Genomic DNA, 26,025 nt, shown 5'->3' with positions numbered 1-26,025 from the left:
GCACCGGCGCGACGCCGACGCCGGGCTGGCCGAGATCGCCGGCGGGACGGCATCGCCCGCGGACGCGACGGGCGACGATGCGGTGGCCGGCGCGGATGCCGGGCCGGGCACGGCGGCCAAGGCCGACCTCTTCGCCGCGCTCACCGACGCCGCGTCGGCCGGACCCGCGACGCCGGACCCCGTCGCCAAGGCCCAGGCCGCGCCGTCCGGCTCCTCGCCGATCGCCGCGGACAAGGCCGCGGCCCAGCCGACAGCGGCGCCGGTGCCGCTCGGTCAGGTGCCGATGACGATCGGGCTGCGGTCGCTCGCCGGATCGAGCGAGTTCCAGATCCGGCTCGATCCGCTTGAGCTGGGCCGCGTCGACGTCACCCTCGACATCGACAAGGACAAGGGCACCGTGACGACGCATCTCGTCGTCGAGCGCGTCGAGACCCTGGCGATGCTCCAGCGCGATGCCGGCAGCCTGCAGCAGGCACTGGCCCAGGCCGGGCTCGACCCGTCGCAGGGCGGCATCACGATGTCGCTGCGCAGCGACGGCGGATCCGGCGGGGAGACCGCGCAGCGCGGCGGGCAGCCCGGCCGCAGCAGCGCCCCGCCCGGCACCCCTTCCGAGGCCGCCGTCGCGGAGATCGCGCCGACGCGCGCGCTCCGGGGCCTGAGCGGCCTCGACATCCGAATCTGAGGAGGCCCCCACGATGACCAGCGGCATTTCCAGCCTGACCAGTGCGGCCTCTTCGAGCAGCACGGGCAAGACCGCCGACAGCGCGACGCTGGCGAGCAACTTCACGCAGTTCCTGACCCTGCTGACGACGCAGCTCAAGAACCAGAACCCGCTCGACCCGATGGACACCAACCAGTTCACGCAGCAGCTGGTGCAGTTCGCGCAGGTGGAGCAGCAGCTCAAGGGCAACGACCGCCTCGACAGCATCCTGGCGAGCAGCAAGGCGGCGAGCTCGGCCTCGGCCACGAGCTACATCGGCAAGACCATCACCACCGACGGCACCACGGCCGACCTCAAGGACGGCTCCGCGACCTGGAGCCTGACGCCGGCGCGCGCAGCGACCAAGGCGGTGGTGGCGATCTCCGATTCCAACGGCAACGTCGTCGGCACACAGACGACGTCGCTCGCCGCCGGCCCCCAGACCTTCTCCTGGAACGGCAAGAACTCGTCCGGGCTCGCCTCGGCGGCGGGCACCTACTCGATCAAGGTCTCGGCCACCGATGCGACCGGCGCCGCCGTCTCGGTCGCGACCGAGACGACCGGCACCGTGGACGAGGTCGACCTCAGCGGGGCCAACCCGGTCCTGGTCATCGGCACCTCGCGCGTGCCGCTCTCCAGCGTCACCGGGATCGGGTTGTCCACAACCTCGGGATAACGAATCACTTCCGAGTGATCCGCTTCAACATGTTTTAAGCCCGCGCAAGTAGGTTGATGGCTCGACAGGTCAGTCGAGTTGTAGAGCGTATCATGACCGAACCGCACCGCCCGAGAGTGAAATACGTGATCGGGCCCGATGGAAGTCCCCTGACGATCGCCGACCTGCCGCCCACGAGCACCCGTCGATGGGTGATCCGCCGGAAGGCCGAAGTGGTGGCCGCCGTCCGCGGCGGTCTCCTTAGCCTGGAAGAGGCTTGCCAGCGCTACACCCTCACCACCGAGGAGTTCCTGAGCTGGCAGTTCTCGATCGACCAGCACGGCCTTGCCGGCCTGCGCACCACGCGCATCCAGCATTACCGCCACTGACTCGACCTCGTGCCCCGGCCGGCGCGGTTCAGCCCGCGCGGTCGCCGCCGGTTTCACGCGAAGCCGCATCCGCCTCCCGCGGATGCGGCTTCGCTGCTTGGAGGGCCTCGGCGATGGAGGGGCGGCGGCCATTCGTTAACCGCCCGCTAACCACGGCCTGGGCAAATTCTGCCGGGCGGGGCCGATCGCGGCGCCCGCCTGGGGTGGGCGCGTAACAGCCGTGAAGCCGGTTCTCGATCTCGTCACCAAGCTCGGACCGGCGCGCCTCGCCGCGATGGCGGCGGTGACGCTGACCCTCATCGGCTTCTTCGCCTTCGTGATCCTGCGGGTCTCGCGCCCCGACATGGGCGTGCTGTTCGCCGACCTGTCGGCCCAGGATGCGGCCGCCGTGGTGCGCGACCTCGATGCCCGCGGCATCCGCTACGAGACCCGGGGCGACACCGGCCAGACCGTGATGGCGCCGCGCGCCGACCTGCCCCGCCTGCGCATGGACCTCGCCGGCAAGGGCCTGCCGAGCCAGGCCGGCGTCGGCTACGAGATCTTCGACAAGGGCGACGCGTTCTCGTCGACCAACTTCGTCCAGAACGTGAACCACCTGCGCGCGCTCGAAGGCGAGCTGTCGCGCTCGATCCGGGCGATCGGCCGGGTCCAGGCCGCCCGCGTCCACCTCGTCCTGCCCGAGCGCCGCCTGTTCGAGCGCGACCGCGAGCTGCCGAGCGCCGCCATCGTCCTAAAGCTGATGGGCGACCTCGATGCCGGCCAGGTCCGCGCGATCCGGCACCTGGCCGCCTCCGCGGTCGAGGGCCTGAAGCCCGAGCGCGTCTCGATCGTCGACGAGCGCGGCCGGCTCCTGGCGGACGGCGCCCGCGGTGAGCAGGGCGAGGCCGGCGCCTTCGAGGAGAAGCAGACCGGACTCGAGCGCCGCTTGCGCTCGCAGATCGAGGAGATCGTCGCCGGCATCGTCGGGCCGGGCCGTGCCCGCGTCCAGGTCTCGGCCGAGCTCGACATGAACCGCGTCGAGAGCCGCTCGGAGACCTTCGACCCCGAGAGCCGCGTGGTACGCTCGAGCCAGACCCGCACCGAGGCCTCGCAGACCGCCAACAACGAGGGCTCGGTCAGCGTCGGCAACGAGCTTCCCGGCGCGGCCCAGGACAAGGCGCCCGCGCCGAAGGATTCCTCGAACAAGAACGAGGAGACCACGAACTACGAGATCTCCAAGGTCACGCGGACCGAGGTGGTCGAGGGCGGCCGGGTGAAGCGCCTCTCGGTGGCGGTGTTGGTCGACGGCGCCTACGCGCCCGGCCCCGACGGCAAGGTCGCCTACCAGCCCCGGCCGGCGGCCGAGATCGAGCGGATCGCGGCCCTGGTGCGCAGCACCGTCGGCTTCGACAAGGCGCGCGGCGACCAGATCGAGGTGGTGAACCTGCGCTTCGCCGAGGCGCCGACTCCGGCCGACTTCGTCGAGCCGACGCTGATCCAGTCGCTGCTCAGCCCGACCAAGGAAGACGTGATGCGGTTCGTCGAGCTCGGCGTGCTCGCCTTGCTCACCCTGATCGTGCTGCTCGTCGTCGTGCGTCCGCTGCTGCGCCGCGTGCTCGCCTCCGACCCGGCGGCGACGCCGCTGCTCGGTGCGGCGGGCGCGGCGGGCGGGGTGGACATCGAAGCCGGCGGCACGATCCTGGTGCCGCGGGAGAACCAGACTGCCCGGCTGATGGAATTCGCCAAGATCAACGGGCAGATCCAGGCCGACACCGTGCAGCGGGTGGTCGACATGGTCCGCGCCAGCCCGTCCGAGACGGTCGAGGTCCTGCGCAACTGGATCCAGGAAACGCCGTAGCCGGCACGATGCGAACGACGACCGAGTGGCTTTGAGGAGGGGACGGGACGATGGCGGCGGGTGCGGGACTGGGTGAGAGCTTGCAGGACCTCGGGGGATCGGCGTTCGCGTCGATGCCGGGGCCGCAACGTGCCGCCGCGCTGCTGCTGCTCCTCGGCGAGGCCGAGGGGGCGCCGATCTGGCAGCGCCTGGAGGAGGACGAGATCAAGACGGTCTCGCACGCGATGGTCCAGCTCGGATCGCTGGAAGCCGAGACGGTCGAGAAGCTGATCATCGACTTCGTCTCGCGGCTGTCGACCGGCGGGGGCATCACCTCGAACTTCGAGCGCACGGAGTCACTGCTGCTGAAGATCTTCCCCACCGAGCAGGTCTCGATGATCATGGCCGAGATCAAGGGCGCCTCGGGCAAGCGGGTCTGGGCCTCGATCGCCCAGGTCGATCCCGAGATCCTCGCCGCCTTCCTGCGCAACGAGTACCCGCAGACCGTCGCCGTGGTGCTGTCGAAGGTGCGCTCCGACTACGCGGCCAAGGTGCTCACCCTGCTGCCGGAGGAATTCGCCATCGACGTGCTCAACCGGATGCTGCGGATGGAGACCGTGCAGAAGGAGGCGCTCCGCCACATCGAGGAGACGTTGCGCGTCGAGTTCGTCGCCACCATCGCGCAATCCGCCCGCCGCGACGCGCACGAGATGATGGCCGACGTCTTCAACGCCTTCGACCGCCAGACCGAGGGCCGGTTCCTGGCCGCCCTCGACCAGGGCAACCGCGGCTCGGCCAAGCGCATCCGCGAGCTGATGTTCACCTTCGAGGACCTGCTCAAGCTCGATCCCGGCAGCGTGCAGACGCTGATGCGCTCGGTCGACAACGAGACCCTGTGCCGGGCGCTGAAGGGCGCCGACGAGCGCGTGCGCGGCTTCTTCCTGGCGCAGATGTCGACCCGCGCCGCCAAGAACCTCACCGACGAGATGGGCTCGATCGGCCCGATCCGCCTCAAGGAGGTGGACGAGGCCCAGGCCAAGATGACCGAGCTCGCCAAGGACCTCGCCGACAAGGGCGAGATCATGATCGCCAAGAACAGCGCCGAGGAGGAGCTGGTCTATTGAACGCCAAGCCCGCTCCGGCCAAGACGCCGTTCCTGTTCGAGACCGACTTCCGCCGGCCGCAGCCGAGCCGCGAGAGCGTGCGCGCGGCCGAGGCAGCCGACGAGGCCGCCGCCCACGCCCACGCCCGCGGCGTGCAGGAGGGCCGCGCCCAGGCCGAGGCCCAGGCGCAGGCGCGGCTGTCCGATGCGATGACCCGCCTGTCGCTCGCCGCCGCCGGGCTGATCGCGCAGGCCGACGCCCGCGACGTGGCGCGCGAGGACCAGGCGGTCGAGGTGGCGGTGCTGCTCGCCCGCAAGATCGCGGGCGATGCCCTCGACGCCCGGCCGCTCGCCGCGATCGGCGAGGCGGCGCGTGCCGCCCTCCAGCACCTGCGCGGCGTGCCGCACCTTGTCGTGCGCGTCCATGACGGCCTCGTCGAGGAGGCCGAGGGGCTGATGAAGCGGTTGGCGCGCGAGCGCGGCTACGAGGGCCGCCTCGTCGTGCTGGGCGATCCCGACATGGCGTCGGGCGACGCCCGCATCGAGTGGGCCGACGGCGGGATCGTGCGCGAGCGCGCCCGCATCGAGGCCGCGGTCCTCGATGCCCTCGGCACCACCGTCGAACCCTGAGAGATCGAAAGAGCCCGATGTCCGACGATTTCAGCCTGCCGCAGCTCGGCGACCAGGATCCGGCCTTCGCGGGCGAGGATTCGATCCGCGACGTGCCGACGACGCCCAAGAGCGCCTCCGACCTCGAGCAGCTCTTCGACGTGCCGGTGATGGTGTCGGCGGTGCTCGGTGCCGTGCGGATGCCGATCGGCGACCTGCTCCGCCTCGCCCCCGGGGCGGTGCTGGAGCTCGACCGCAAGGTCGGCGAGGCGGTCGACATCTTCGTCAACAACCGCCTCGTCGCCCGCGGCGAGGTCGTCCTGGTCGAGGATCGCCTCGGGGTGACGATGACCGAGATCGTCAAGGGCGACCGCTGACCTCTTGAGACCCGGGCCCCGCGCTCCGCCGTGCACGACGGGGCGGTCCGCGGCGCCGACACAGTTAGAACGGAGACACCGCGATGCGGCTCTTGATCATCGGACGGCTCAACGGCGAGCTGATCACCGCCTCGAAGATCGCGATGAACCGCGGGGCGGCGGTGACCCAGGCCGACGGCGTCGCGCAGGGGCTGAACGTCCTGCGCGCCAAGGGCGCCGACCTCATCATGATCGATGTCGGGCTCTCGATCCGCGACCTCGTCGCGGCGCTGAGCGAGGAGCGCATCCGCACCCCGGTCGTCGCCTGCGGCGTCACCACCGACGCGAAGGCCGCCGTCGCCGCGATCCAGGCGGGCGCCAAGGAGTACATCCCCCTCCCCCCGGACCCGGACCTGATCGCCGCCGTGCTCGAGGCGGTCTCGGCGGACGGACGCGCCTTCGTCTGGCGCGACGCCTCGATGGAGAAGGTAGTGCGCCTGGCCGAGCAGATCGCCCGCTCGGAGGCCTCGGTGCTGATCACCGGCGAGAGCGGCACCGGCAAGGAGGTGCTCGCCCGCCACGTCCACCAGAAGTCGGCACGCGGCAACAAGCCGTTCGTCTCGGTCAACTGCGCCGCGATCCCCGAGGCCCTGCTCGAATCCGAGCTGTTCGGCCACGAGAAGGGCGCCTTCACCGGCGCGGTCGCCCGGCGCATCGGCCGCTTCGAGGAGGCCAACGGCGGCACGCTGCTGCTGGACGAGATTTCGGAGATGGACGTCCGCCTGCAATCCAAGCTGCTGCGGGCGCTGCAGGAGCGGGTGATCGACCGCGTCGGCGGCTCGGCCCCGGTCAAGGTCGACATCCGCGTGCTCGCTACCTCGAACCGCAACCTCGCCGAGGAGGTCCGCAAGGGGACGTTCCGCGAGGACCTGTTCTACCGCCTCAACGTCGTCCACCTGCGCCTGCCGCCCCTGCGCGAGCGCCCGGCCGACATCCTCGAGCTCGCCGCGCACTTCGCCAAGAAGTATGCCGAGGTGAACGGCGTGCCGGTGCGGCCGCTCGGGCGGGCGGCGCAGGAGATGGTGCTGAAGAACCCGTGGCGCGGCAACGTGCGCGAGCTCGAGAACACCCTGCACCGGGCGGTGCTGCTCGCCTCCGGCCCTGAGATCGGCGCCGACGCGATCCTGACGCCGGAGGGCGACTCGATCGCCGCGCCGGTCGGTGCCGCGACGCGCGCGGCCCAGGTGGCGGAAGCCGCGACCCGCGGGCTCGTCGGCCGCACCGTGGCGCAGGTCGAATGCGACCTGATCCTCGACACCCTCGACCACTGCCTCGGCAACCGCACCCATGCGGCCAAGATCCTCGGCATCTCGATCCGGACGCTGCGCAACAAGCTCAACGAGTATGTCGGCTCGGGGCTCGAGGTGGCCGAGCCCGGCTCCGCCCGGGCGATCGCCGCCTACGGCTGATCGGCCTCCGCCGTCGGCTCCGCCGCGGCGCGGGGGCGGTGCTCGGGAAGCGTCACGCGCACCACCGTGCCGGCACCGACCTCGCTCTCGAAGGCGAGGCGGCCCCGGTGGCGGTTGAGGCTGTGCTTGACGATGGCGAGGCCGAGCCCGGTGCCGCCCTTCTGGCGGCTCGACGCCACGTCGATGCGGTAGAAGCGCTCGGTCAGGCGCGGCAGGTGCTCGGGGGCGATGCCCGGCCCGTCGTCGCGCACGCTCAGCACGATGCGGCTGCCGAGCAGCGCGTCCCGCGTCCGCGCCAGGCCGACGACGACGCTGCGGCCGCCGTACTTCACCGCGTTCTCGATCAGGTTCTCGACGACGCGCAGCAGCTCGTCCGGCTCGCCGAGCACCGGATACGCGCCCTCCCCCGCCTCCAGGACGACCGCGACGCCGCGGGCCGCCGCGAGCGCCCCTTGCGCATCGACCATCTGGCGGGCGATCGTGCCGAGGTCGACCACCTGGGTCGGTGCGACGTGCTCGCGCAACTCGATCCGCGAGAGCGAGAGCAGGTCGTCGATCAGCCGGGTCATCCGCTGCGCCTGGCTGTGCATGATGCCCAGGAAGCGCTCGCGGGCCGGCGCGTCGGCACGGGCCGGGCCCTGCAGCGTCTCGATGAAGCCGAGGAGCGAGGCCAGCGGCGTGCGCAACTCGTGGCTGGCATTGGCGACGAAATCGACCCGCATCGCCTCCAGGCGCCGCGCGGCGGTGAGGTCGCGCAGGAACAGCACCACGTTCGGCTGGCCGCCCTCCGGCATCGGCAGCGCGCCGATCTGGACCTCGAAGGCGCGCTCGGTCGGCACGCGGACGGCGTAGGTGGTCTTCGCGGGCGCGCCGGTGCGCAGCACCGCCTCCACCGCGTCGAGCACGTCCGGCGCGCGCAGGGCGAAGGAGAGCGGGTGGCGCAGGCGCAAGGCCGGCAGCAGGGCCCGCGCCGCCGGGTTCGCCTCGATCACCACCGCGCGGCGGTCGATGAGGATTACCGGGTCGGGAATGTTGGCGAGCAGCGCCTCGGCGACCGCGTGGCGATCGGTCTGGCGCAGGCTCGGTGCGGCGGCGATCGCGTCGCGCCCGCGGGTGGCGAGGAAGCCGCCGACGCAGATCGCCGCGAGCCCCGCCGCGATCATCGGCCCGTCGAGGAGGCCGCGGTGGTACGCGAAGAGACCGACGAGCGAGACCGCCGTCGCCGCGCTGGTCCAGGCCGCCCGGCTCGTGGCGGCCTCAGGCATGCTCGCGGCCGCCGAGGCTCACGGCTCTCCGCGCGCGCGGCCCGCCCGCTTCACGATCTCGTAGGCGCCGAGCATCGCCAGCGCGGTGACGAAGGGCACGACGTAGTAGCAGATCCGGAACAGCAGCAGAGAGCCCAGCACCTGCTCCCGCGGCAGGCTCGACAGCGCCAGCAGGATCGTCGCCTCGAACACGCCGAGCCCGCCGGGCGCGTTCGAGGCGATGCCGAGCATCGCCGCGAGGACGTAGATCGCCAGGAAGGTGGTGAAGCCGATGGAGAGGCCCGCCGGCATCAGCACGTACAGCACGGCGGCCGCCGCGCAGACGTCGCCGATGCCGACCACCATCTGCCCCAGGGAGACGGAGGCGCCCGGCAGCTCCAGGCGCCATTGCCGGATGGTGACGTGCCGGCGCTTGGCCGAGACCCAGCCGAGATAGCCGAGCACCAGGGCCAGCGCGAACAGCCCGACGCCCTGGTTGATCCGGATCGACGTGAAGGCGAGGCCCGCGAGCTGGCTCGCCTCGATGATCAGGCTCAAGCCCAGCACCACGCCCATGCCGAGCCAGAAGGTGAAGCCGGCGATGACCGTGAGCGCGGCGATCTTCGCCGCGGTGAGGCCCTGGCGCGCATAGATCCAGTAACGGATCGTGCCGGCGGTCAGCAGCGGGAAGCCGAGCGTGAAGCTCACCGCGTAGCTCGTGAACGAGGCGAGCGCGGTGATCCGGTAGGGCACCTTGATCCGCAGCTGTCGCAGGGCGAGCGCGTCGTAGCCGGTGAGGAAGAGGTAGCTGACGAAGACGAACAGGAAGGCGAGGCCGAGCTGGTCGGAGCTGGCTTCGACGAACGCCTTGCGCAGATCCGCCCAGGTGACGGTCTGGACCAGCTTCCACAGGACGCCGAGCGAGACGGCGAACAGGATGATGCTCGCCGCGGTGCCGAGCCAGGCGTAGCGGCTGCGCCGGCCCTTGCCCGCCGTGGCGTCGGCCGGGATCGGCGCGTCTGGCGCGGCCGTCTCGGCATGATCGCGCGTTCCGCGATGCTGATCGTGGACGTTCATTCCGATCGGCGTCCGCCTCCGCCGGATATCCCGCCCGGCCGGCGAGCGGGCCGCGGGTTCGATGCCGGATGTTTCGGGCCGTTGCCCGTTGCCCCGCATGTAGAACCATCGGCGCTCCAAGGCCAGCGACCGCACCGGCTCGTTCTCAATCGGGCACGGAAAAGCCGGTTCTCGCCGTGCCGCATGTCCGCAGGATGACGCCGGCCTCGCCCAACCCGGCGCGGATGCGCGCGGCCACGTCCGGCGCGGTGCAGACGTAGGTCGGGCTCGGATGCGGGATCGCGACCACGGGAAGACCCGGCCTCAGCACGGCGATGGTCTCACGCGCCATGCCGGCGACGCGGCCGGACAGGACGACGACGGCGAGGTCGGGCAGGAGCGCGAGCAGCGGGGCGAGGCAGGGCGCCGCGGCACGGATCTCGGAGCGTCGCGGTGCCCGGTTCAGGGCGCCCTCGGCATGGATCACGAACGGGATCGCGTTCCAGATGAGCGTGTCGGCCCGCGCGATCCCCGCCTCCGCGAGGAAGCGGAACAGGTTGGCCGCGGTACCGGTGGGGTTGTCGCGCGAGACGAAGCCGGTGCGGACGATCGCCGGTCCCGGCGTCTCCAGCAGGAGCAGCAGGCGTGCGTGGATGCCGCCGTCGAGGGGATCCGGGTCGGGAACGGGGGCGTCGAACTCTCGGGCGATCCGGGCTGCCATCGCGCGGAGCGGCGCGACGTGGCCGGCATCGCGGATCGCCCGTCGCGCCGCCAGAACCTCCGGGTCGGCCAGGCTCTTCAGCGTGCCGGGCTCAGGCGGCCGCATCGAACCCCGGACAGCCGTCGGGCAGGATGCCCGCGACCGAGACGCGTTCGCGCCCGCCCTCGGCGCCGAGACGGTCCATCAGCGCCGCGCGTCCGCCGAACTGGAAGCCGAGCTGCGTCGCGTAGGCGGCGCAGGCCTCGGCCTTCGCCTCCTGCGCGGCCGGATCGAGGTCGACCTGGCGGACCGGCAGGCCGGCGAAGGAGGCGGCGAGCGGCGCCTTCGGCACGGTGTCGCGCACGGTGTAGGGGAAATCCCGCCACCACAGCACCGGCTGCCGCGACCCGGTCCTGCGGAAGGCCGCGACCACCTGCAAGTGGTCGACATGGCCGCCGATCGCCTGCGGCGCGAGGATCAGGTCCGGTGCGATGTCGTCGAGCAGCGCCCGGAAGGCGAGGACCAGGTGCTCGACGATGCCGTCGTCGGCACGGGGCACGGCGAAGAGGTCCGGCGCCGAGCCGTAGCCGCGGTGCGGCGCCTCGCGGAACGGCAGGTGACGCACCTCGACCCCGAGGCAGCGGGCCGCCGCCTCGTCCTCGGCGCAGCGCAGGCGCATGTAGTCCACCGACGCGTCGAGCCCCTTGTCCAGCTGGCAGGCGAGCGCGAACCCGGTCGGGCCGGGGACGCTCTGCGTGAACACCGTCGCCATCACCACGCGCCAGCCCGACGCGGCCAGGGTCGCCATCGTGCCGCCGCAGGAGAAGGCGGCATCGTCGAGGTGGGGAGACAGGGCGAGCGCGGTGGGCATCGGATCGGGGCTTGCGGCTAGAGCAGGTGCGGCTCGGCGCGGAAGCGGCAGGCCGGATCGTGCGGGAGCGTGTCCGCGAAGTCCGTCGCCGGGGCCGCGTGCACGACCTCGCCGTAGACCGCCATGATCTGCCGGCCGACCGCCGTCCAGGAGTACACCCGGCGGCATTCCTCCAGGGCGGCCCCGGCGAGGCGGCGGCGCAAGGTCGCGTCGGTGACGATCCGCGTCAGCGCCTCGGCCAGCGCCGGCACGTCGCCGGGCATCGTCAGGAGGCCGTTCTCCCCGTCGCGCAGGCAGTCCGAGACGCCGACCGCGTGGCAGGACACGACCGCGAGCCCCGCGGCCATCGCCTCCAGGATCGTGTTGGAGAAGCCTTCCGCGTAGGTCGGCGACACGAAGACGTCGGCCTGTCGATAGAGGCTCGGAACGGTGTCGTAATCGGCGTAGCCGGTGAAGCGGATCTCGGCGTCCGAGAACCCGAGTTCCGCGGCCAGCGCGTGCGAGGACTCCACGTCGGGGCCGATGCCCGAGATCGTGGCGGCGAACGGCGTGCCGCGTTCGCGCAGGATCGCCAGGGCCTGGATGAAGTCGAGCACGCCTTTCCGGCGGTCGACGCGGCCGTGATAGAACAGGCGGACCGGTCCGTCATGGGGCGCCGGCAGGCCGTCGCCGCCGCGGGCGAACCGCGCGGTGTCGACGGCGCCGGGCACGATGGTGAAGCGGGCCGGGTCCGAGCCGAGCCGGTCGCAGACCTCGTCGACGAAGGAGGCGCCGCCGATCAGCAGGGCGTTGGCATGGGCCAGCACCTCGCACATCGCGACCCGATGGGTCTCGCAGCACGACCCGACCCAGTGCCCGTCGCCGCCCTGGATCGAGACCACGTTCGGCACGCCGAGCGCCTTGGACGCCAGCAGCACCGCCCACCCGGTCGGGTAGCCGTACTGCGCGTGCAGGACGTCGAAGGGCTTGCGCGCGTGCTCGTCGCGGATGGTCGCGACCATCGTGTCGATGTCGCGCTCGAAGTCGCCGCTCGTCTGCTCGCCGACCTGCTCGAGGCCAATCACCCGCACGCCCGGCACCGCGGGCGGCGGGCCGCCGCCGTAGACGCGGGTGCCGAACGCGTCGCCGCGATACTGCGAGACCATCGTCACGTCGTGGCCGGCTTGGATAAGCTCGCGCAGCAAGTTCTGCGCGTAGACGCTCATGCCGGAAATCGCCGGAAAGTAGCGCCGGCTGACGAAGCAGATCCTCATTGCCGCCGGGTCTCCTGGTCGTCCGGAAGGGGCGGCCCGTCGCGCCGGCAGCTGCGGAGGTATTCGAGCGAGGCCGGGATCATCGCGTCGGCGCGATGGCTCTCGCGCGACAGCTCCACGCAGATCAGCTTGTCGTAGCGGATGGCCTCCAGCGCCTCGAGGATGCCGGGCACGTCCATGTCGCCCTCGCCGAAGGGCAGGTGGATGTGCTCCCCGCGCTTCATGTCCTCGATCGCCACCGTGCCGATGCGTCCGGCGAATTCGTGGACCGCCGCCGCCGGGTCGCGCTCGCCGGTGACGAGGCAATGGCCGGTGTCGAGGGCGAGGCGCAGGCCTCCCACCTCGAGCGCGGCGAAGTCGTCCAGCGTCTCGATCAGCATGCCCGGCTCGGGCTCGAGGCACGGCACCACCCCCTTCTCGGCGGCGTAGGCCACGACCTCGGTCAAGCCTTCGACGAGCCAGCCCCGCGCCTCGGCCGGGTCGACGCCCGGTCGCGGCACCCCGGCCCAGAACGAGACCGCCTCGGAATGCAGCATCGCGCCGATGTCGATCGCACGCTTGAGGAAGCCTACGCGGCGCGCGCGGGCCGAGGCGTCTGCGGTGACGAGCGTCGGCTCGTGCTTGGCGCGCGGATCGAGGAGGAAGCGGGCGCCGGTCTCGATCACCGAGCCGAGCTCCAGCTTCTCCAGGCGGCTCGCAACCCGGCCGGCCTCCGTCGCCCAGCCCTCCGCGAAGGGGTCGAGGTGATGGATGTCGAGCGTCAGGGCGACGCCGTCGTAGCCGGCGCCCTTGATCAGGTCGATCGCGTCGTCGAGCCGATGGTTGGCCGCACCGTTCGTGTTGTAGGCGAAGCGAAGCGTCACGCGGCCCTCCCCGTCTGCTCCAGCCGGAACGGGGCATGGTGCGATTCCGGCTCGCGGTAGAGCGGATAGTGGCTGCCGACGATCGACTCCGCCAGCGCGGTGTCGAACAGCGGCTGGCCGCCGAAGCGCTCGATCGCCTCCGGCGTCAGCCGAACCGGCAGCAGGGTCTCGCTCGGCGTGCCGAACGTGATCAGCGGGTGGTCGCGCTCGATCAGCTTGCGGGCGTTGCGCTCGCCGATGCGGTAGTAGCTCATGGTCTCGACCTCGAGCCCCGGCACGATCGCCTTGACAACGCCGACCGCGCCGCCCACCGGCGAGCAGTCGACGTAGAGGATGTCGAACCCGGCCTCGTCGAGCCGGTCGCAGGCGATCTTGCCGCGCGCGTGACCGTCGGCGGCTGGGGTCGTCGGCAGGTCGGTGAACGCCTTGGTCGCCCGCTCGGAATAGACCGTGTCCTTCAGGACGTCGCGCAGGCCCTCGGGGGGCAGCACGATCCATTCGAGCATGGCCTTCAGCGCCCGGCTCTCCTCGAGGTCGAGGCTCGGCAGCGCCTTCTCGATGAACGCGCCGACGTAGCCCGGCGGCGTCACCCGCTCGGCGAAGGCGAGCGGCCCGTGGCCAAAAGCCTTGCGCACGCGGGCGGCCTGGAACTCGAGCAACGCCTTGCGGAGCGCACGCTCGCGATCCGGGTCGCAGGCCTCGCCGCAGGCCGAGAGCGCGATCGGCACCGGGGCGTCGGCCGGATCCTTGTCGTAGCCGACGACGTAGAGGTTGGTCAGCCCGAACTGGTCGGTGGCGAATTTCGGCAGCGCCCGGATGCCGAGCGCGTCGAGGCGGTCGAGCATCGCCCGCGTCTCGGGTCCGAGGCCCTCCGAGACGTCGAGCATCACGCCCTGGTCGAGCGCACGGAACAGGAGGCCGTTGCCGTCGCGCTGCAGCAGCTCGAGGACGCCGTGGCCGAGCGCGAACGGCACGTCCGGCCCGGCACCGAGGCCGTTGGTGATCAGGTTGGTGAAGGGCTTGTAGCCCTCCGACAGCTCGAAATAATCGGTGGCCGCGATGTCGAGCGGCATTAGCACGATCGCACCGGTCCTGGCGCGCGTCGCCGCGGTCCATTCCAGCACCGTGTCGCGCCCCACCGGGGAGCCGGCCGGCAGGCAGAGGGTCAGCGGGTCGGCGACCGAGCCGGCGCCGTAGACCTTGACGAGGTCGTGGTAGCTCGCGCGCTCCTTCTTGCGCGGCATCACCGCGAGCGACGGCATCAGGTTCTCGGCGATTTCGGCGACCGCGCCGATCAGCGCCTCGTCGTCGGTGGCGCCGTAGCCGATGCCGGACGGCATCGCGCCGACGAAGAACGGATCGTCGAGGAACAGCGAGACGAACCAGACCGGGATGCCGGTGCGGTCGAGCGGCGCCAGGGGGAACCCGACGATCCGGCCCGGCGGAAGGATGTCGAGATAGGCGCGCACCGGCTCCGGCAGGTTCTGCGGCAGCCCCTCGATCCGGCGCGGGCCGCCGAAGCTGTAGGGCCGCGGCGCCTTGATGCGCGGATCGCGGGCGCGGTCGTCCTGGTCGTTCTCGGTCACGTGTTCGGTCCGTCTGCTGGGGCGAGCGCGCCGTAGGCCCGCGCGATCAGCCGCATGGTGTGGAGGTCGCGTGCCGCCGAGTAGGCCTCCCGCTCCGCCGGACGCCGCAGCGCCGAGCCGAAGGCCCGGACCTGCTCGGTGAAGGGCGACGCCTCCGCGTCGAAGGCGACGGGCTCGGAGGCGCCGGTCGCACCATCAGTGAAGGTCACGGTGCCGCCGGCGGTCTGGCCCATCGTGTCGATCGCGGTGAGCAGGCCCATGGTGCCGACGATCTCGAGGCGGCGGCGCGGCAGCGCGTCGGGGCAGTTGTAGGCGACGTTGAGACTCGCCAGCACCCCGCTCTCGGTCCGCCCGATCAGCAGCGCGCCGTCGTCGACCGCGTAATCCTGGGCCCGCGCCTGCGTGAGGGCCGCGATGTCCATCAGCGATTCGCCGAGGAGGTAGTCGACGAGGTCGAGGCCGTGCGGCGCCAGATCCATCAAGGCGCCGCCGCCGGCCTGCGCCGGATCGATGCGCCAGTTGTCCTGGCCGGGGCAGGCCGCCCAGTCGCGCCCGAGCCAGCAGGCGTAGACGATGCGGATCGCCGTCACCGTGCCGAGCCGGCCATCGGCGATCCGGTCGCGCAGGGCGCGATGGCCGGGATGATGACGCTGATCGAACGCCGTGCCGTAGAACGCCCCCGACCGTGCGACCGCCGCGGCCATCGCCTCGGCGTCGCCGAGGCTCGCCGCCATCGGCTTCTCGCACAGGATCGCCTTGCCCGACGCCGCCAGCGCCGCGACCGCCTGCCGGTGGAGGTGATTGGGCGTCGCGACGTACACCGCCTCGATCTCCGGGTCGGCGACCAGCCGGTCCAGGCTGTCGTAGGCGCGGGCGCCCTCGGCCTCGGCGGCGGCGCGGGAGGCCGCCCCCGGGTCGCACACCGCGACGAGGCGGTGCCCGGCGGCGCGGATGCCCGGCGCCATGTAGTCGCGGGCGACCCAGCCGAAGCCGACGATGCCCCAGCGGACGGCATCCATCACCAGCGCTCCGGAAGGTCGACGAATTCCCGGCTGCGCACGCGTCCGATCTCCGCCGCCTCGATGCCGCCAGAAAAGACCAGCCTTTCGGGACCGTCCGATCGCAGCGGGTAGGTGACGTGCGGCGCGTACTCGGCCTCGTAGCGCTCTGAGGGCCACGCGATGGCATACCCGCCCGTCTCGTCGCGGCGATAGAGCGGGTTGAGGACGAGGTCGGCGCCGGCCTTCGGCAGCGTCAGCCCGTCCACGACGGAACGCGGCGCCGGCCGCATCCCCGGCCCGGCGACCACCGAGAACGCCTCGCAGGCCCGCAGCTCCGACGGCGCGCGCGGGCTCGGCGCCCGCGCCGCGACCAGGGCTCGGGTCAGCTCGGCGTCGTCGTAGACGAGGGCGTCGGGAAACAGCTCGGCGATCTCGTCGGCCGAGACGGCGCGGCCGGCCGAGAAGCCGGGGCGGTCGCTGTTGTGGATGTGGCTGAGCGCCAGCCAGCCGTCGTCGCCGGCGTTCTGGCGGAGGTTGTCGAGCAGCGTCGCCTTCTCGTCGAGGAAGTAGAAAGCATCGTTGCAGACGACGAGGTCCACCGGCGCGCCCGGGATCGGCCAATGCGCCGAGCCGGCATCGAAGCAGACGAGCTGCGCACCGGCGCCGACCACCCAGTGCCGGGCGACCCAGAGCTTGGCGAAGACCACGTCGGCGCCCGCGACCTTGCAGCCGCGCTGCTTCAGGGTGCGCAGGTAGTGGCCGATGCCGCAGGCGAACTCGAAGACGCAGACCGGATCGTTCCAGTGCGCTTCGAGCAGGGCAAGGCCGGCGAGATAGGTCGGGTCGCTCCACCGGTGCAGGAAGTAATCGCCGACGCGGCCCCAGCCGAGCAGGCGGACGGCATCGCGCAGGGTCGCCGTGGCGCGGCCGGCGATCAGCGCGGAGAGATCGGCCGGCTCGGCCGGCGGGCCGGTCCACCAATCGTCCTGATCGGCGAGGAGGAGCGCGAGCGCCGCGTCGCCCTCGCCGGCGTCAAGATGCGCGAGAACGCGGGCGACGAGGTCGGCGCGGCCGACCCGGAGATAGGGGATGCCGTCGACCACCGGCCAGCGCTCGCCGGCGTCGGCATCGCGCAGGGAATGCGCGGTGTCGGGCTTCAGCGCATGGCCGGTCGCGGGCGACCGCAGGTCGAAGGGAATCATCGGAACTCTGATGCCGCGGGCGCGGTCACGGCAGGAACGGCATGGCGTCGTATGTCCGTCGCGGAACGAGCGCCGCGACGTCGGTTCTACGGAATGCGCATATCCGCGAGCACGCGATCGTGGAAGCCTTTGACCGGCCCGGCATGGACCAGCTCCATCTCGTCGAGCACCGTGCCCATGGTGAGCGAGGCCGCGCGCAGGTGCTGCGCGATCTGCAGCACGCGGTCGATGCAGTCGGCCGCATGAAACGCCCGGCCTTCCGCCGTCGCGTCGTCCGGCAGCACCGCACGAGCGCGCTCGACCGATTCCCGCAGCGGGCCGTCGAGCTCGTCGAGCGCCCATTGGGTCGTCCGCGCCATGATCGGGCCGAGATGGTCGCCGAGCAGTATCTCGCCGGTGAAGCCGGCATCGGGCATCGCGGCGTTGTGGAAGTGATGCGCCATCGCGGCGAGGAACACGGTCGCCGGATCGGCCCGGTAGAACGGGCTCAGCACGACGCCGTAGACCGCGACCACGAGGCAGTGCTCGGCATGGTTCTCGGGGGGCTCGAGCAGGATGCGGGGACGCCCGGGACAAGTGACGCCCGCCCGCGGCTGCTGCGCCAGGGCCGCGACGAAACCCGGCACCGTGCCCTGCCGATGATCGGCACGATGGCGAAGCCGGTCGCGAAGCGCATCGCGCAGGTGAGGATCGAGTGCCGTCGTGACGCTGTCGAACCCCTCGACGAGGACGCCCGACACGGCCCCGTCCGGCAGGCCCGCAGCGGCCAGGAATGCGGCATCGAGATCGCACAGCCGCGTTGCGGCCAGAGCCGTCGCGGCGACGTCGAGCGCCACATCCTCGGCGGGTGCTCCGCTCGTCAGGGCACTCCAACCCTGCGCGAACAGACGCTCGGCGATGGAGCCGACGCGTCCGGCGGACCGGACGCGCTTGAGATCGTTCATCTCAACGAGCAGGTCGCGCATTTCGGCGGGCGCCGCAGGCCCGGACCCGCCGGTCGCCGGAACGCCGTCCGACATCAGCGGTCGCCGTCCAGCCAATCGAGCAGCATCTTGCCCTGCTTGCCGAAATCGTGCTCGGGACCGTGGCCGTTCTTCACCATCGGCGCCTTGAAGAAGGTCGAAAGCTGCTCCTGCACGCCGCCGTCGCCGCGCTTCTTGGCGAGGTCGAGGACGCGGGCGATCTCAATGACGAGCGGGGCTGCGAGGATCGAGTCCTTGCACAGGAAGTTGACCTTCACCTGCATGCGCTGGCCCATGAAGCCGGTGATGTCGATGTTGTCCCAGGCTTCCTTGTCGTCGCCGCGCGGGCGGTAATAGTGGATGTGGACCAAGTGATCCTCGACCGGGTAGCCGAGGATCGAGTCGAGCACCGTGCCCTTGGTGTTGATCTTCGACTGCAGCGAGGCCGGGTCGTTGAGGGCGAGGCCGTCGCGGTTGCCGAGGATGTTGGTCGAGAACCAACCGTCGACGTGAAGGGCGCGCGCCTTGAAGGCCGGTGCGAGAACCGTCTTCATCATGGTCTGGCCGGTCTTGCCGTCCTTGCCAGCCACCGGAACGTTCATCTCGGTGGCGAGCGACAGCAGCGCCGGCACGTCGGCGGCGATGCTCGGAGTGAAGTTGGCGTAGGGCACGCCGCTCTTGATCGCCGCATAGGCGTAGAGCATCGCCGGCGAGATGTGCTCGTCGCTGGTATCGAGGCCCTTCTCAAAGGCTTCGGTCGAGTTGAGCACGGCGGCGGTGAGGTCGGGCCAGCGCTCGGTGGAGGCGAGGTTCACCACCACGACCTCGTCGAGGTTGCTCTCCTGCTTGAAGCGGCGGAGGTCGGCGGCGATGATCGACACCGCCTCGCGATGGTCGGCGGCGACGATGCGATTGGCGCCGTCGATGTTCTTGCAGAACTTCGCGCTGCCCACGGCCGGCCAGGGCTGGATGCCCTTCAGCACCTGGGCACCGTTCTCGATGTCCTGCTTGGTGAGCACGCCGTGCCCCTGCGCGGCGGAGGCGAGATCGTCACCGTTCAGATCCCATCCGGCGAAGACGAGATCCTTGTAGTCGGCCATTCCGGCGACTGCGACGCCCGCGAGAGGCAGACCGTCGAGGCGGTTCGATCCGGACTTGATCATCTCGATGCCGGCGATGGCTGTGGTGGCGACGGCGCCACCCATGCCGACGAACGCAACGCCGACGCGACGACCGGTCTGCATGCTCATGGGGAGAAAATTCCTTAAACGCTTCGAACGCAGGGACTTCGAACGGGCCGATGCGGACCGCCCTGCGTGGCCCATGCTAACTGGCGCTCGGGTGCAACGTTCCAAGCCCGAATGCGACATCTTTGTGCCAACCTAGGGCTGAATGGGACCCGAACGGCTGGTTAAGAATGCGTGAAAAGAGAGCGTTAACCGCTCCTTAAGCGTGCCACGCTTGGATCACCGAGCCGTCCCATTGTGGTCACGGCATCCGGCGATAGAGCCGCCGCTTGATCGAAGCCCGGCCGATGAACGCCGCGGCACGAAAAGGACCAGCAATGGGGGTTTTCCCGGAGCCGGCGCTCTGCGCCGACGACGTGAGCCGACTCGTGCCTATCGAGTCGAATTGTGAAGTGGACCCCGTGGTTTGGCTGCCGCGGGCCGTGTGCGGGACGCAGCGGAACGAGGCCGGATTTCGCCGCCCGTCCGCCCTGCGCCGCAGGAGCGCCGCGCTGGGGCTGGCCGCCCTGCTCGCCGGGTTCGTCGTGCCGCAGGCCGCCTTCGCGCCGGCGGCCTCGGCCCACGACCGGATCGACGAGCGTCCCCGCGCCGCGATCGACCTGGCCAGCGCCGGACCTTCCCACAACCCTTCCGAGTGGAGCGGCGTTCCCGTCATCGAGCAGGAACCGGCCACCAGCGCGCTGATCGCCGGCGACCTCGCCGCCCTGCCCCAGCCGTCGCCGGAGACCGACGACACCATCCGTTTCGGTAAGGTCGGCGTGCCGCGCCGGATCGTCGACACGATCCTGAAGGCCGCCGCCGCAGCGGGCGTCGACCCGGTCTACCTGATGGCGCTGGCCGACAAGGAATCCAGCTTCGCGACCGACGTGAAGGCGCAGACCTCGTCGGCCGAGGGCCTGTTCCAGTTCGTCACCGCCACCTGGCTCGAGATGATCCGCGACTTCGGCGCCCGCTACGGCCTCGACGCCGAGGCGGCCGCCGTGAAGGGCCGCGGCGCCGCGATCACCGTCGCCGCGCCGATGCGCGACCGGGTGCTGTCGCTGCGGAAGGACCCCTACGTCGCCGCGCTGATGGCGGCGGAGCTGATCAAGCGCGACCGCGGGCGCATCGAGGCGCGCGTCGGCCGGGCGCTGACCACGTCGGAGCTGTACTTCGCGCATTTCCTCGGCACGTCGAGCGCCGGGCGATTCCTGACGATGAGCGCCGACCGCCCGGACGAGGTCGCCGAGCGCGAGTTCCGCAGCGCGGCGCGGGCCAACCGGGCGCTGTTCACGCAGAAGGCCGACAAGGCCGCCGGCAAGGCGCGGCGCCACCTCACGGTGGCCGAGGTCTACGACCGGATCGACGGCATGATCGACCGGCGCCTGTCGCGCTACGAGGGCGTCGCCGCCGTCGCGGCCGCGGTCGAGACGGCCGAGCCCGCGGCGGAGCCGCCGGCCCAGCGCGTCCAGGTCACCGAAGCGCTGCCTCCCGACGGCGAGTGATCGCTCAGGCGCCGGATCGCTTCGCGTTCGCGAGCTGAGCCAGCGTGTTCTGCGCGCCCATCGCCTGCGCCATGTCGGCGGCCGACTGGCCGGCGGCGTCGCGGCGGTCCGGGTCGGCGCCGTGGGCGAGCAGCAGGTCGACGATCTCGGTGCGGTCGAACATCGCCGCGGTCATCAGCGCGGTGCGGCTGCCGTCGCCGGTGCCGTCCACCGCCGCACCGTGGACGAGGAGCAGCGTCGCGATCGCGACGTCGCCCTTGAAGGCGGCGCCGGCGAGCGGGGTCTGGCCGCGGTCGTTGGGAAGTTCCGGGTCGCCGCCGGCCTCCAGGATGACGCGGGCGGTCTCGGCCTGGCCGTTGTAGGCCGCCAGCATCAGCAGGCTGTCGCCCTTGTCGTTGCGGATGTTGGCCGGAAGCCCCTGCCCGAACAACTCCGCCAGCTCGGCGGCATGCCCCATCCGCGCATACTGGAACAGACGACCGGCGAAGGCGACGGTCTCGTCGTCAAGGGCGGGCGGGGACGCGTCAGCGGACATGCAGCGATCTTCGAGCCAGGGGAGCGACACCGCCGATCTGGCGCCGCCCCCCCGTCCTGTCCAGTCCGGTCAGGCCGCGGCCGAGACCTTCGGTGCGCTCAAGCCGCCGAAGCGGCGGTCGCGGCGGGTGAATTCGGCCATCGCGGCCGCGAGGTCGGCCTCGCCGAAATCGGGCCACATCCGCTCGGTGAAGTGGAGCTCGGCATAGGCCGCCTCCCACAGCATGAAGTCGGAGAGGCGCTGCTCGCCGCCGGTGCGGATCAGCAGGTCGACGTCCACCGGCGAGCCGTGCATCGCGCCGGCGATCTCCGCTCCGAACGCCTCGCGCGAGGCGGGCTGGCCGGCGAGCCGCGCGGCGGCGGCGAGGATCGCGTCGCGGGCGGAATAGTCGACGGCGATGCGCAGGTGCAGCTTGCGCCCGGCGGCGGTCGCGGCCTCGGCCCGCTCGATCGCCTCGGGAAGCCCGGCCGGCAGACGGTCGCGGCGGCCGACGACGCTGAGGCGGGTGCCGGTGCGGGCGAGCCGCGCCGTCTCGTTGCGCAGGTAGACGCGCAGCAGCCGCATCAGGCCGCCGACCTCGTCGGCCGGGCGCTGCCAGTTGTCGCTGGAGAAGGCGTAGAGGGTCAGCGTGCCGATCCCGTGCTCGGGGCAGGCCTCGGCGGTGCGCCGGATCGCCTCGACCCCGGTGCGGTGGCCGGCGGCGCGCGGCAGCCCGCGCCGGGTCGCCCAGCGCCCGTTGCCGTCCATGATGATCGCGGCGTGAAGGCCCGGCCTGGTGTCGGTGGGGCTTTGCATCTTGGAAGGCTCCGGTCGGGGGCGGCGCGGATGGCGGGCGGTCGGCCGTCAGGCCGGGGTGGTGTTGAGGTGGCCGGATTCCGGCAGGCGGGCGGCCTTGGCGGCGTCGCGCACCACCTGTTCCAGGACGCCGAGGTACTCGAGGAAACGGGCCCGCCCCGCCGGCGTCAGCCGGCACAGGGTCTGCGGACGGTTATGGGCGTGGCCTTTCTCCAGGCTGACGAGATCGGCCTCCTGCAGCACCGCGAGGTGGCGGCTGAGGTTGCCGTCGGTGAGCCCGCACAGGCGCTTCAGGTCGGGGAACGCCAGGCCCTTCGGATGGCCGACGAGCGAGGTCAGCACGCTGAGCCGCGCCTTCTCGTGGATCACCCGATCGAGACCGTCGTAGGAGAAGCGGCCGTCGGCCCGATCAGAGATCGCCATCGCCGCCTCCGGTGCCGGACATCACGACGGCGAGCCAGCCCTGCCCGATGGCGAAGGGCAGGCCCATCAGCCAGGGCGAGAGCGCCCGGGTCTCGCCCGCGACCGCCAGCGCGGTCAGGCCGGCGAGAAGGTAGAACGCGCCCGCGCCCTGCACCGCCCGCGGCAGGATCCGCGCCGAGGCGAACAGGCCGAGGCCGACCAGCACCTGCCACAGGCCCGGCAGCATCCAGACCTGATCGGGGGCGAAGCGCGCGATCACCAGAGCGAGGCAGGCGCCCGCCCCGGCGGCGGGCATGAACCCCTCGATCGCATTCCACACCATCGCGTCCGCCAGGCCCGAATGCAGCTGGCGCGAGCGCCGAACCGTCTCGATGCCGATGAGGCCACCCGCTGCGCAGGCCGTCGCGATCCACAGGCCGAAGAACAGTAGCGGCCGCGCGTCCGGATCGCCGAGCCAGAGCGCCTGCCCGCACGCGGTCGCCAGGGCGAGCACCCCGGTGGCGGCCAGGGCCGCCGAGCCGAGGCCGCGGAACGCGGTGTCCCGCGCGATCTGCGAGCGGATGGCGACGATGTCGGCCAGCGCCTTGTCGAGGTCGTGCATGGGCTCTCCGGCGTCGAATCGCGCTTTGCATTGCAAAGTAACCCGAGGCCGCATACGCGGCAAGCGAATTATTGCAACCGTTGGTTTCATTTATGGCGAAGTCGCTGGCATTCGTGGATCAGGGGGCGGCGCGACCTCGTCGTCGTCGTCCGCCGTGACGGGCTGCGCGCCGCGAATGCGGCCCGCCCGCCGACCGGGCCCGTCGCGAGGGCCCGGGCATTCCGCCCAGATGTCTTCGCGCGTCTCGCGAATGCGCGAGGCAAGTGTTTTGTAGGGCGCGATTTCGTAAAACCGTGCCATCATCGCCGCGATCACCAGCGGGAGAGCATGATGGCATCCGAGAACAAGCGCGGAAATCGCGAGACGAAGAAACCGAAGAAGGTGGTTTCGAAGACGATTGCTGCGGCGCCCTCGACGAAGGACATGGTCAGCGCCGCGATCAAGACCGCCGGCAAGAAGACCAAGTAGCGCAACAGTCGCTTTCGCCCGGCGCCCGGATCGCCCGGGCGATCGGCGCGCCGGGCCGCGGAAAAAGCGCTGGCGTTGTCATCCCGCTAACCGACGGCATGCCACCATTTGGCATGCTCGATCGCATCTGGACGACGGCCAAGGCGGTATTCGGGGTGGGCCTGCTCGTGGTCTGCGCGCTGCTGGCTGCGCAGAAGCTCGATCGCGAGCGGGCGGAGCAGTCGGCCCAGGCCATGTTTCGCGCCGGCGGCCCCGAGGCCACCGGCTCGATCACGCCGTCGGCGCCGGCCTCGCAGACGCAGACGCCTTCGGAATAGCGCTCTTTGGGGGCGCGCTACTCGGCGGCCTGCCGGGCGGCGTAGCCGAGCCGGCCGTTCAGCTCCTCGATCAGCTTGACCGCGGCCTCCGCGATCACCGTGCCCGGCGGGAAGATCGCCGAGGCGCCGGCGGCGTAGAGCGCATCGTAGTCGCCGGGCGGGATCACGCCGCCGATCACGATCATGACGTCGCCGCGGCCCTGCTCGGTCAGCGCGGCCTTCAGCTCGGGCACCAGCGTCAGGTGGCCGGCCGCCAGCGACGACACGCCGACGATGTGGACGTCGTTCTCCACCGCCTGCCGCGCGGCCTCCGCCGGCGTCGCGAAGAGCGGCCCGATGTCGACGTCGAAGCCGAGGTCGGCGAAGGCCGAGGCGATGACCTTCTGGCCGCGGTCGTGCCCGTCCTGCCCCATCTTGGCGACGAGGATGCGCGGGCGGCGCCCGTCGTTCTCCTCGAAGGCCTCGACCAGCCCCCGCACCTGCTCGACCGCTGGCGACATGCCACCCACCTCCCGCTTGTACACGCCCGAGATCGACCGGATCTCGGCCCGGTGCCGGCCCCAGGCCTTTTCCAGCGCATCCGAGATCTCGCCCACCGTCGCCTTGGCGCGCGCCGCCTCGACGGCGAGCTCGAGCAGGTTGCCCTCCCCTTCCGCCGCCGCGGTCAGCGCGGCCAGCCGCGCATCGACGTCGGCCTGGTCGCGCTCGGAGCGCAGGCGCTTGAGCTTGTCGATCTGCAGCGTGCGCACGTTGCCGTTGTCGACCCGCATCAGCTCGATCTTCATCTCGTCGTCGGGCTTGAACTTGTTGATGCCGACGATGGTCTGGCGGCCGGAATCGATCCGGGCCTGGGCCCGCGCCGCCGCCTCCTCGATCCGGAGCTTGGGGATGCCGGCCTCGATCGCCTTGGCCATGCCGCCGAGCTCCTCGACCTCGCGCAGGTGCTCCCAGGCGCGGGCGACGATGTCGGCGGTGAGCTTCTCGACGTAGTACGAGCCGCCCCACGGGTCGACGATGCGGGTGGTGCCGCTCTCCTGCTGCAGGAACAGCTGGGTGTTGCGGGCGATGCGCGCCGAGAAGTCGGTCGGCAGCGCCAGCGCCTCGTCCAGCGCGTTGGTGTGGAGCGACTGGGTGCCCCCTTGCGTCGCCGCCATCGCCTCGATGCAGGTGCGGGTGACGTTGTTGAACACGTCCTGCGCGGTCAGCGACCAGCCCGAGGTCTGCGAGTGGGTGCGCAGCGGCAGCGACTTCTCGCTCTTCGGCTCGAACTCCTTCACGAGCTTGGCCCAGATCAGGCGCGCGGCCCGCATCTTGGCGATCTCCATGAAGTAGTTCGTCGAGATCGCCCAGAAGAACGACAGCCGCGGGGCGAACTTGTCGATCGTCAGCCCGGCCGCCAGCCCCGCCTTGATGTACTCCACGCCGTCGGCCAGCGTGTAGGCGAGCTCGAGGTCGTTCGTCGCGCCCGCTTCCTGCATGTGGTAGCCGGAGATCGAGATCGAGTTGAACTTCGGCATCTTCTGCGAGGTGTAGGCGAAGATGTCCGAGATGATCCGCATCGAGCCCTTGGGCGGGTAGATGTAGGTGTTGCGGACCATGAACTCCTTGAGGATGTCGTTCTGGATCGTGCCGGCGAGCTTCTCCGGCGGCACGCCCTGCTCCTCGGCGGCGACGATGTAGAGCGCGAGGATCGGCAGCACCGCGCCGTTCATCGTCATCGACACGGTCATCTCGTCGAGCGGGATGCCGGAGAACAGCGTCCGCATGTCGTAGATCGAATCGATCGCCACGCCGGCCATGCCGACGTCGCCCGAGACGCGCGGGTGGTCGGAATCGTAGCCGCGGTGGGTCGCGAGGTCGAAGGCGACCGAGAGGCCCTTCTGCCCGGCGGCGAGGTTGCGCCGGTAGAACGCGTTCGAATCCTCGGCCGTGGAGAAGCCGGCATACTGGCGGATCGTCCAGGGCTGCGTGACGTACATCGTCGGGTACGGCCCGCGCAGGTACGGCGCGATGCCCGGATAGGTGTCGACGAATTCCAGCCCGGCCCGGTCGTCCGGCCCGTAATGGGTCTTCACCGGAATGCCCTCGGGCGTCATCCACGGCTCCCCCGGCGGCGGCGGCGGCACGGCGACGGCGTCCGCGCCCCAGGCGATCTCGGCGAAGTTCGGGATGCGGGAGGTCATGGGCGGTCTTCTCGATCGGGGCCGGACTTTTCGGCATTATAGGCGAGACCCGATCAGACGCGACAGCCCTCTTCGACAAGGCGACACGGCGACAGGATATTCCGGTCGCACCCCCCCCCCCCCCCCCCCCGGGGGGGG

At 71.3% G+C, this 26,025-nt stretch carries 27 protein-coding genes; 10 read left to right on the top strand and 17 right to left on the bottom strand.

The window, feature by feature from the left end; translation table 11 throughout:
• The 8 genes from FV227_RS19700 to FV227_RS19665 all read left to right on the top strand — a co-directional run.
• A partial coding sequence (locus FV227_RS19700) for a flagellar hook-length control protein FliK (protein WP_187274879.1) occupies nucleotides 1-682 on the top strand: 682 nt, incomplete at its 5' end.
• 13 nt (nucleotides 683-695) lie between these two features.
• The gene (locus FV227_RS19695) at nucleotides 696-1,376 is read left to right on the top strand and encodes a flagellar hook capping FlgD N-terminal domain-containing protein (protein WP_147728885.1); all 681 of its coding nucleotides are present in this window, start codon (nucleotides 696-698) and stop codon (nucleotides 1,374-1,376) included.
• A gap of 92 nt (nucleotides 1,377-1,468) precedes the next feature.
• On the top strand, nucleotides 1,469-1,744 hold the full coding sequence (locus tag FV227_RS19690) for a DUF1153 domain-containing protein (RefSeq protein WP_147728884.1): 276 nt from the start codon (nucleotides 1,469-1,471) through the stop codon (nucleotides 1,742-1,744).
• Between the two features lie 220 nt (nucleotides 1,745-1,964).
• On the top strand, nucleotides 1,965-3,581 hold the full coding sequence (gene fliF, locus FV227_RS19685) for a flagellar basal-body MS-ring/collar protein FliF (protein WP_147728883.1): 1,617 nt from the start codon (nucleotides 1,965-1,967) through the stop codon (nucleotides 3,579-3,581).
• Nucleotides 3,582-3,631: 50 nt separating this feature from the next.
• Nucleotides 3,632-4,684, top strand: a complete 1,053-nt coding sequence (locus tag FV227_RS19680) for a flagellar motor switch protein FliG (protein WP_147728882.1) — start codon at nucleotides 3,632-3,634, stop codon at nucleotides 4,682-4,684.
• Nucleotides 4,681-5,292 (top strand): FliH/SctL family protein, encoded by a 612-nt coding sequence (locus tag FV227_RS19675; protein ID WP_147859732.1) that lies wholly within the window; start codon nucleotides 4,681-4,683, stop codon nucleotides 5,290-5,292. Before FV227_RS19680 ends, FV227_RS19675 begins: the two co-directional genes overlap by 4 nt.
• Nucleotides 5,293-5,309: 17 nt before the next feature.
• Nucleotides 5,310-5,648, top strand: coding sequence for a flagellar motor switch protein FliN (fliN, locus tag FV227_RS19670; protein ID WP_147727056.1), 339 nt, complete (start codon nucleotides 5,310-5,312; stop codon nucleotides 5,646-5,648).
• Nucleotides 5,649-5,731: 83 nt separating this feature from the next.
• Nucleotides 5,732-7,096 (top strand): sigma-54 dependent transcriptional regulator, encoded by a 1,365-nt coding sequence (locus FV227_RS19665; protein ID WP_147727057.1) that lies wholly within the window; start codon nucleotides 5,732-5,734, stop codon nucleotides 7,094-7,096.
• On the opposite strand, the gene FV227_RS19660 is transcribed toward FV227_RS19665, so the two are convergent.
• The 11 genes from FV227_RS19660 to FV227_RS19610 all read right to left on the bottom strand — a co-directional run bounded on the left by FV227_RS19660 (nucleotide 7,087) and on the right by FV227_RS19610 (nucleotide 19,084).
• The gene (locus FV227_RS19660; RefSeq protein ID WP_243934901.1) at nucleotides 7,087-8,361 is read right to left on the bottom strand and encodes an ATP-binding protein; all 1,275 of its coding nucleotides are present in this window, start codon (nucleotides 8,359-8,361) and stop codon (nucleotides 7,087-7,089) included. The two genes, FV227_RS19665 and FV227_RS19660, sit on opposite strands and share 10 nt — an antisense overlap.
• Before the next feature lie 18 nt (nucleotides 8,362-8,379).
• A complete protein-coding gene (locus tag FV227_RS19655) occupies nucleotides 8,380-9,417 on the bottom strand; it encodes a lysylphosphatidylglycerol synthase domain-containing protein (protein ID WP_147727058.1) in 1,038 nt (345 codons plus the stop codon).
• Between the two features lie 145 nt (nucleotides 9,418-9,562).
• Nucleotides 9,563-10,222: a uracil-DNA glycosylase gene (locus FV227_RS19650; protein ID WP_147727059.1), complete on the bottom strand. Its 660-nt coding sequence runs from the start codon at nucleotides 10,220-10,222 to the stop codon at nucleotides 9,563-9,565.
• The gene (locus FV227_RS19645) at nucleotides 10,209-10,967 is read right to left on the bottom strand and encodes a PIG-L family deacetylase (protein WP_147727060.1); all 759 of its coding nucleotides are present in this window, start codon (nucleotides 10,965-10,967) and stop codon (nucleotides 10,209-10,211) included. The genes FV227_RS19650 and FV227_RS19645 overlap by 14 nt, the downstream gene beginning before the upstream one ends.
• Before the next feature lie 17 nt (nucleotides 10,968-10,984).
• Complete coding sequence (locus FV227_RS19640; protein ID WP_147727061.1) at nucleotides 10,985-12,220, bottom strand: glycosyltransferase family 4 protein; 1,236 nt, start codon at nucleotides 12,218-12,220, stop codon at nucleotides 10,985-10,987.
• Nucleotides 12,217-13,083 carry a sugar phosphate isomerase/epimerase family protein gene (locus FV227_RS19635; RefSeq protein WP_147727062.1) on the bottom strand — a complete coding sequence of 289 codons (867 nt, stop codon included), beginning with the start codon at nucleotides 13,081-13,083 and terminating at the stop codon, nucleotides 12,217-12,219. Before FV227_RS19635 ends, FV227_RS19640 begins: the two co-directional genes overlap by 4 nt.
• Nucleotides 13,080-14,669: a YcaO-like family protein gene (locus tag FV227_RS19630; protein WP_147727063.1), complete on the bottom strand. Its 1,590-nt coding sequence runs from the start codon at nucleotides 14,667-14,669 to the stop codon at nucleotides 13,080-13,082. Before FV227_RS19630 ends, FV227_RS19635 begins: the two co-directional genes overlap by 4 nt.
• Nucleotides 14,666-15,688: a Gfo/Idh/MocA family oxidoreductase gene (locus tag FV227_RS19625; RefSeq protein ID WP_147727064.1), complete on the bottom strand. Its 1,023-nt coding sequence runs from the start codon at nucleotides 15,686-15,688 to the stop codon at nucleotides 14,666-14,668. The genes FV227_RS19630 and FV227_RS19625 overlap by 4 nt, the downstream gene beginning before the upstream one ends.
• Complete coding sequence (locus tag FV227_RS19620) at nucleotides 15,688-16,872, bottom strand: methyltransferase domain-containing protein (protein WP_147859731.1); 1,185 nt, start codon at nucleotides 16,870-16,872, stop codon at nucleotides 15,688-15,690. Before FV227_RS19620 ends, FV227_RS19625 begins: the two co-directional genes overlap by 1 nt.
• Before the next feature lie 86 nt (nucleotides 16,873-16,958).
• Nucleotides 16,959-17,837, bottom strand: a complete 879-nt coding sequence (locus tag FV227_RS19615; protein WP_147859730.1) for an HD domain-containing protein — start codon at nucleotides 17,835-17,837, stop codon at nucleotides 16,959-16,961.
• 53 nt (nucleotides 17,838-17,890) lie between these two features.
• Nucleotides 17,891-19,084 (bottom strand): inositol-3-phosphate synthase, encoded by a 1,194-nt coding sequence (locus FV227_RS19610; RefSeq protein WP_147728787.1) that lies wholly within the window; start codon nucleotides 19,082-19,084, stop codon nucleotides 17,891-17,893.
• Nucleotides 19,085-19,398: 314 nt separating this feature from the next.
• On the opposite strand from FV227_RS19610, the gene FV227_RS19605 reads away from it, so the two are divergent.
• Entirely contained in the window at nucleotides 19,399-20,565 is a 1,167-nt protein-coding gene (locus FV227_RS19605; RefSeq protein WP_147859729.1) for a transglycosylase SLT domain-containing protein, read from the top strand.
• 4 nt (nucleotides 20,566-20,569) lie between these two features.
• Here the strand turns inward: FV227_RS19605 and FV227_RS19600 are convergent, their stop codons facing one another.
• The 5 genes from FV227_RS19600 to FV227_RS29145 all read right to left on the bottom strand — a co-directional run bounded on the left by FV227_RS19600 (nucleotide 20,570) and on the right by FV227_RS29145 (nucleotide 23,392).
• A complete protein-coding gene (locus FV227_RS19600) occupies nucleotides 20,570-21,100 on the bottom strand; it encodes an ankyrin repeat domain-containing protein (RefSeq protein WP_147859728.1) in 531 nt (176 codons plus the stop codon).
• A 69-nt stretch (nucleotides 21,101-21,169) separates the two neighbouring features.
• Nucleotides 21,170-21,895, bottom strand: a complete 726-nt coding sequence (locus tag FV227_RS19595) for a di-trans,poly-cis-decaprenylcistransferase (RefSeq protein ID WP_147859727.1) — start codon at nucleotides 21,893-21,895, stop codon at nucleotides 21,170-21,172.
• Between the two features lie 48 nt (nucleotides 21,896-21,943).
• Nucleotides 21,944-22,318, bottom strand: coding sequence for a transcriptional regulator (locus FV227_RS19590; protein WP_147727150.1), 375 nt, complete (start codon nucleotides 22,316-22,318; stop codon nucleotides 21,944-21,946).
• Nucleotides 22,305-22,919, bottom strand: a complete 615-nt coding sequence (locus FV227_RS19585) for a hypothetical protein (protein ID WP_147727151.1) — start codon at nucleotides 22,917-22,919, stop codon at nucleotides 22,305-22,307. The genes FV227_RS19590 and FV227_RS19585 overlap by 14 nt, the downstream gene beginning before the upstream one ends.
• A 311-nt stretch (nucleotides 22,920-23,230) precedes the next feature.
• Entirely contained in the window at nucleotides 23,231-23,392 is a 162-nt protein-coding gene (locus tag FV227_RS29145) for a hypothetical protein (RefSeq protein WP_187274878.1), read from the bottom strand.
• A gap of 108 nt (nucleotides 23,393-23,500) precedes the next feature.
• Between FV227_RS29145 and FV227_RS19575 the strand changes: the two genes are divergently transcribed.
• Nucleotides 23,501-23,704, top strand: a complete 204-nt coding sequence (locus tag FV227_RS19575) for a hypothetical protein (RefSeq protein WP_147727153.1) — start codon at nucleotides 23,501-23,503, stop codon at nucleotides 23,702-23,704.
• A 17-nt stretch (nucleotides 23,705-23,721) separates the two neighbouring features.
• Here FV227_RS19575 and scpA read toward each other — a convergent pair whose 3' ends face one another.
• Nucleotides 23,722-25,887 carry a methylmalonyl-CoA mutase gene (scpA, locus tag FV227_RS19570; RefSeq protein WP_147727154.1) on the bottom strand — a complete coding sequence of 722 codons (2,166 nt, stop codon included), beginning with the start codon at nucleotides 25,885-25,887 and terminating at the stop codon, nucleotides 23,722-23,724.
• Nucleotides 25,888-26,025: the final 138 nt, after the last annotated feature.

This window comes from Methylobacterium sp. WL119, from assembly GCF_008039875.1.
Taxonomy (GTDB): Bacteria; Pseudomonadota; Alphaproteobacteria; order Rhizobiales; family Beijerinckiaceae; genus Methylobacterium.
Note: the sequence above shows the minus strand (reverse complement) of the source record. Positions and strands in the feature narration are given on the sequence as shown.

Bases quoted from the DNA above. Each gene is read 5' to 3' on its own strand.
- FV227_RS19695 (WP_147728885.1), top strand. From the start codon at position 696: ATGACCAGCGGCATTTCCAGCCTGACCAGTGCGGCCTCTTCGAGCAGC.
- FV227_RS19690 (WP_147728884.1), top strand. From the start codon at position 1,469: ATGACCGAACCGCACCGCCCGAGAGTGAAATACGTGATCGGGCCCGAT.
- FV227_RS19680 (WP_147728882.1), top strand. From the start codon at position 3,632: ATGGCGGCGGGTGCGGGACTGGGTGAGAGCTTGCAGGACCTCGGGGGA.
- fliN (WP_147727056.1), top strand. From the start codon at position 5,310: ATGTCCGACGATTTCAGCCTGCCGCAGCTCGGCGACCAGGATCCGGCC.
- FV227_RS19665 (WP_147727057.1), top strand. From the start codon at position 5,732: ATGCGGCTCTTGATCATCGGACGGCTCAACGGCGAGCTGATCACCGCC.
- FV227_RS19660 (WP_243934901.1), bottom strand. From the start codon at position 8,361: ATGCCTGAGGCCGCCACGAGCCGGGCGGCCTGGACCAGCGCGGCGACG.
- FV227_RS19655 (WP_147727058.1), bottom strand. From the start codon at position 9,417: ATGAACGTCCACGATCAGCATCGCGGAACGCGCGATCATGCCGAGACG.
- FV227_RS19650 (WP_147727059.1), bottom strand. From the start codon at position 10,222: ATGCGGCCGCCTGAGCCCGGCACGCTGAAGAGCCTGGCCGACCCGGAG.
- FV227_RS19645 (WP_147727060.1), bottom strand. From the start codon at position 10,967: ATGCCCACCGCGCTCGCCCTGTCTCCCCACCTCGACGATGCCGCCTTC.
- FV227_RS19640 (WP_147727061.1), bottom strand. From the start codon at position 12,220: ATGAGGATCTGCTTCGTCAGCCGGCGCTACTTTCCGGCGATTTCCGGC.
- FV227_RS19625 (WP_147727064.1), bottom strand. From the start codon at position 15,688: ATGGATGCCGTCCGCTGGGGCATCGTCGGCTTCGGCTGGGTCGCCCGC.
- FV227_RS19620 (WP_147859731.1), bottom strand. From the start codon at position 16,872: ATGATTCCCTTCGACCTGCGGTCGCCCGCGACCGGCCATGCGCTGAAG.
- FV227_RS19615 (WP_147859730.1), bottom strand. From the start codon at position 17,837: ATGCGCGACCTGCTCGTTGAGATGAACGATCTCAAGCGCGTCCGGTCC.
- FV227_RS19610 (WP_147728787.1), bottom strand. From the start codon at position 19,084: ATGAGCATGCAGACCGGTCGTCGCGTCGGCGTTGCGTTCGTCGGCATG.
- FV227_RS19605 (WP_147859729.1), top strand. From the start codon at position 19,399: ATGGGGGTTTTCCCGGAGCCGGCGCTCTGCGCCGACGACGTGAGCCGA.
- FV227_RS19600 (WP_147859728.1), bottom strand. From the start codon at position 21,100: ATGTCCGCTGACGCGTCCCCGCCCGCCCTTGACGACGAGACCGTCGCC.
- FV227_RS19595 (WP_147859727.1), bottom strand. From the start codon at position 21,895: ATGCAAAGCCCCACCGACACCAGGCCGGGCCTTCACGCCGCGATCATC.
- FV227_RS19590 (WP_147727150.1), bottom strand. From the start codon at position 22,318: ATGGCGATCTCTGATCGGGCCGACGGCCGCTTCTCCTACGACGGTCTC.
- FV227_RS19585 (WP_147727151.1), bottom strand. From the start codon at position 22,919: ATGCACGACCTCGACAAGGCGCTGGCCGACATCGTCGCCATCCGCTCG.
- FV227_RS19575 (WP_147727153.1), top strand. From the start codon at position 23,501: ATGCTCGATCGCATCTGGACGACGGCCAAGGCGGTATTCGGGGTGGGC.
- scpA (WP_147727154.1), bottom strand. From the start codon at position 25,887: ATGACCTCCCGCATCCCGAACTTCGCCGAGATCGCCTGGGGCGCGGAC.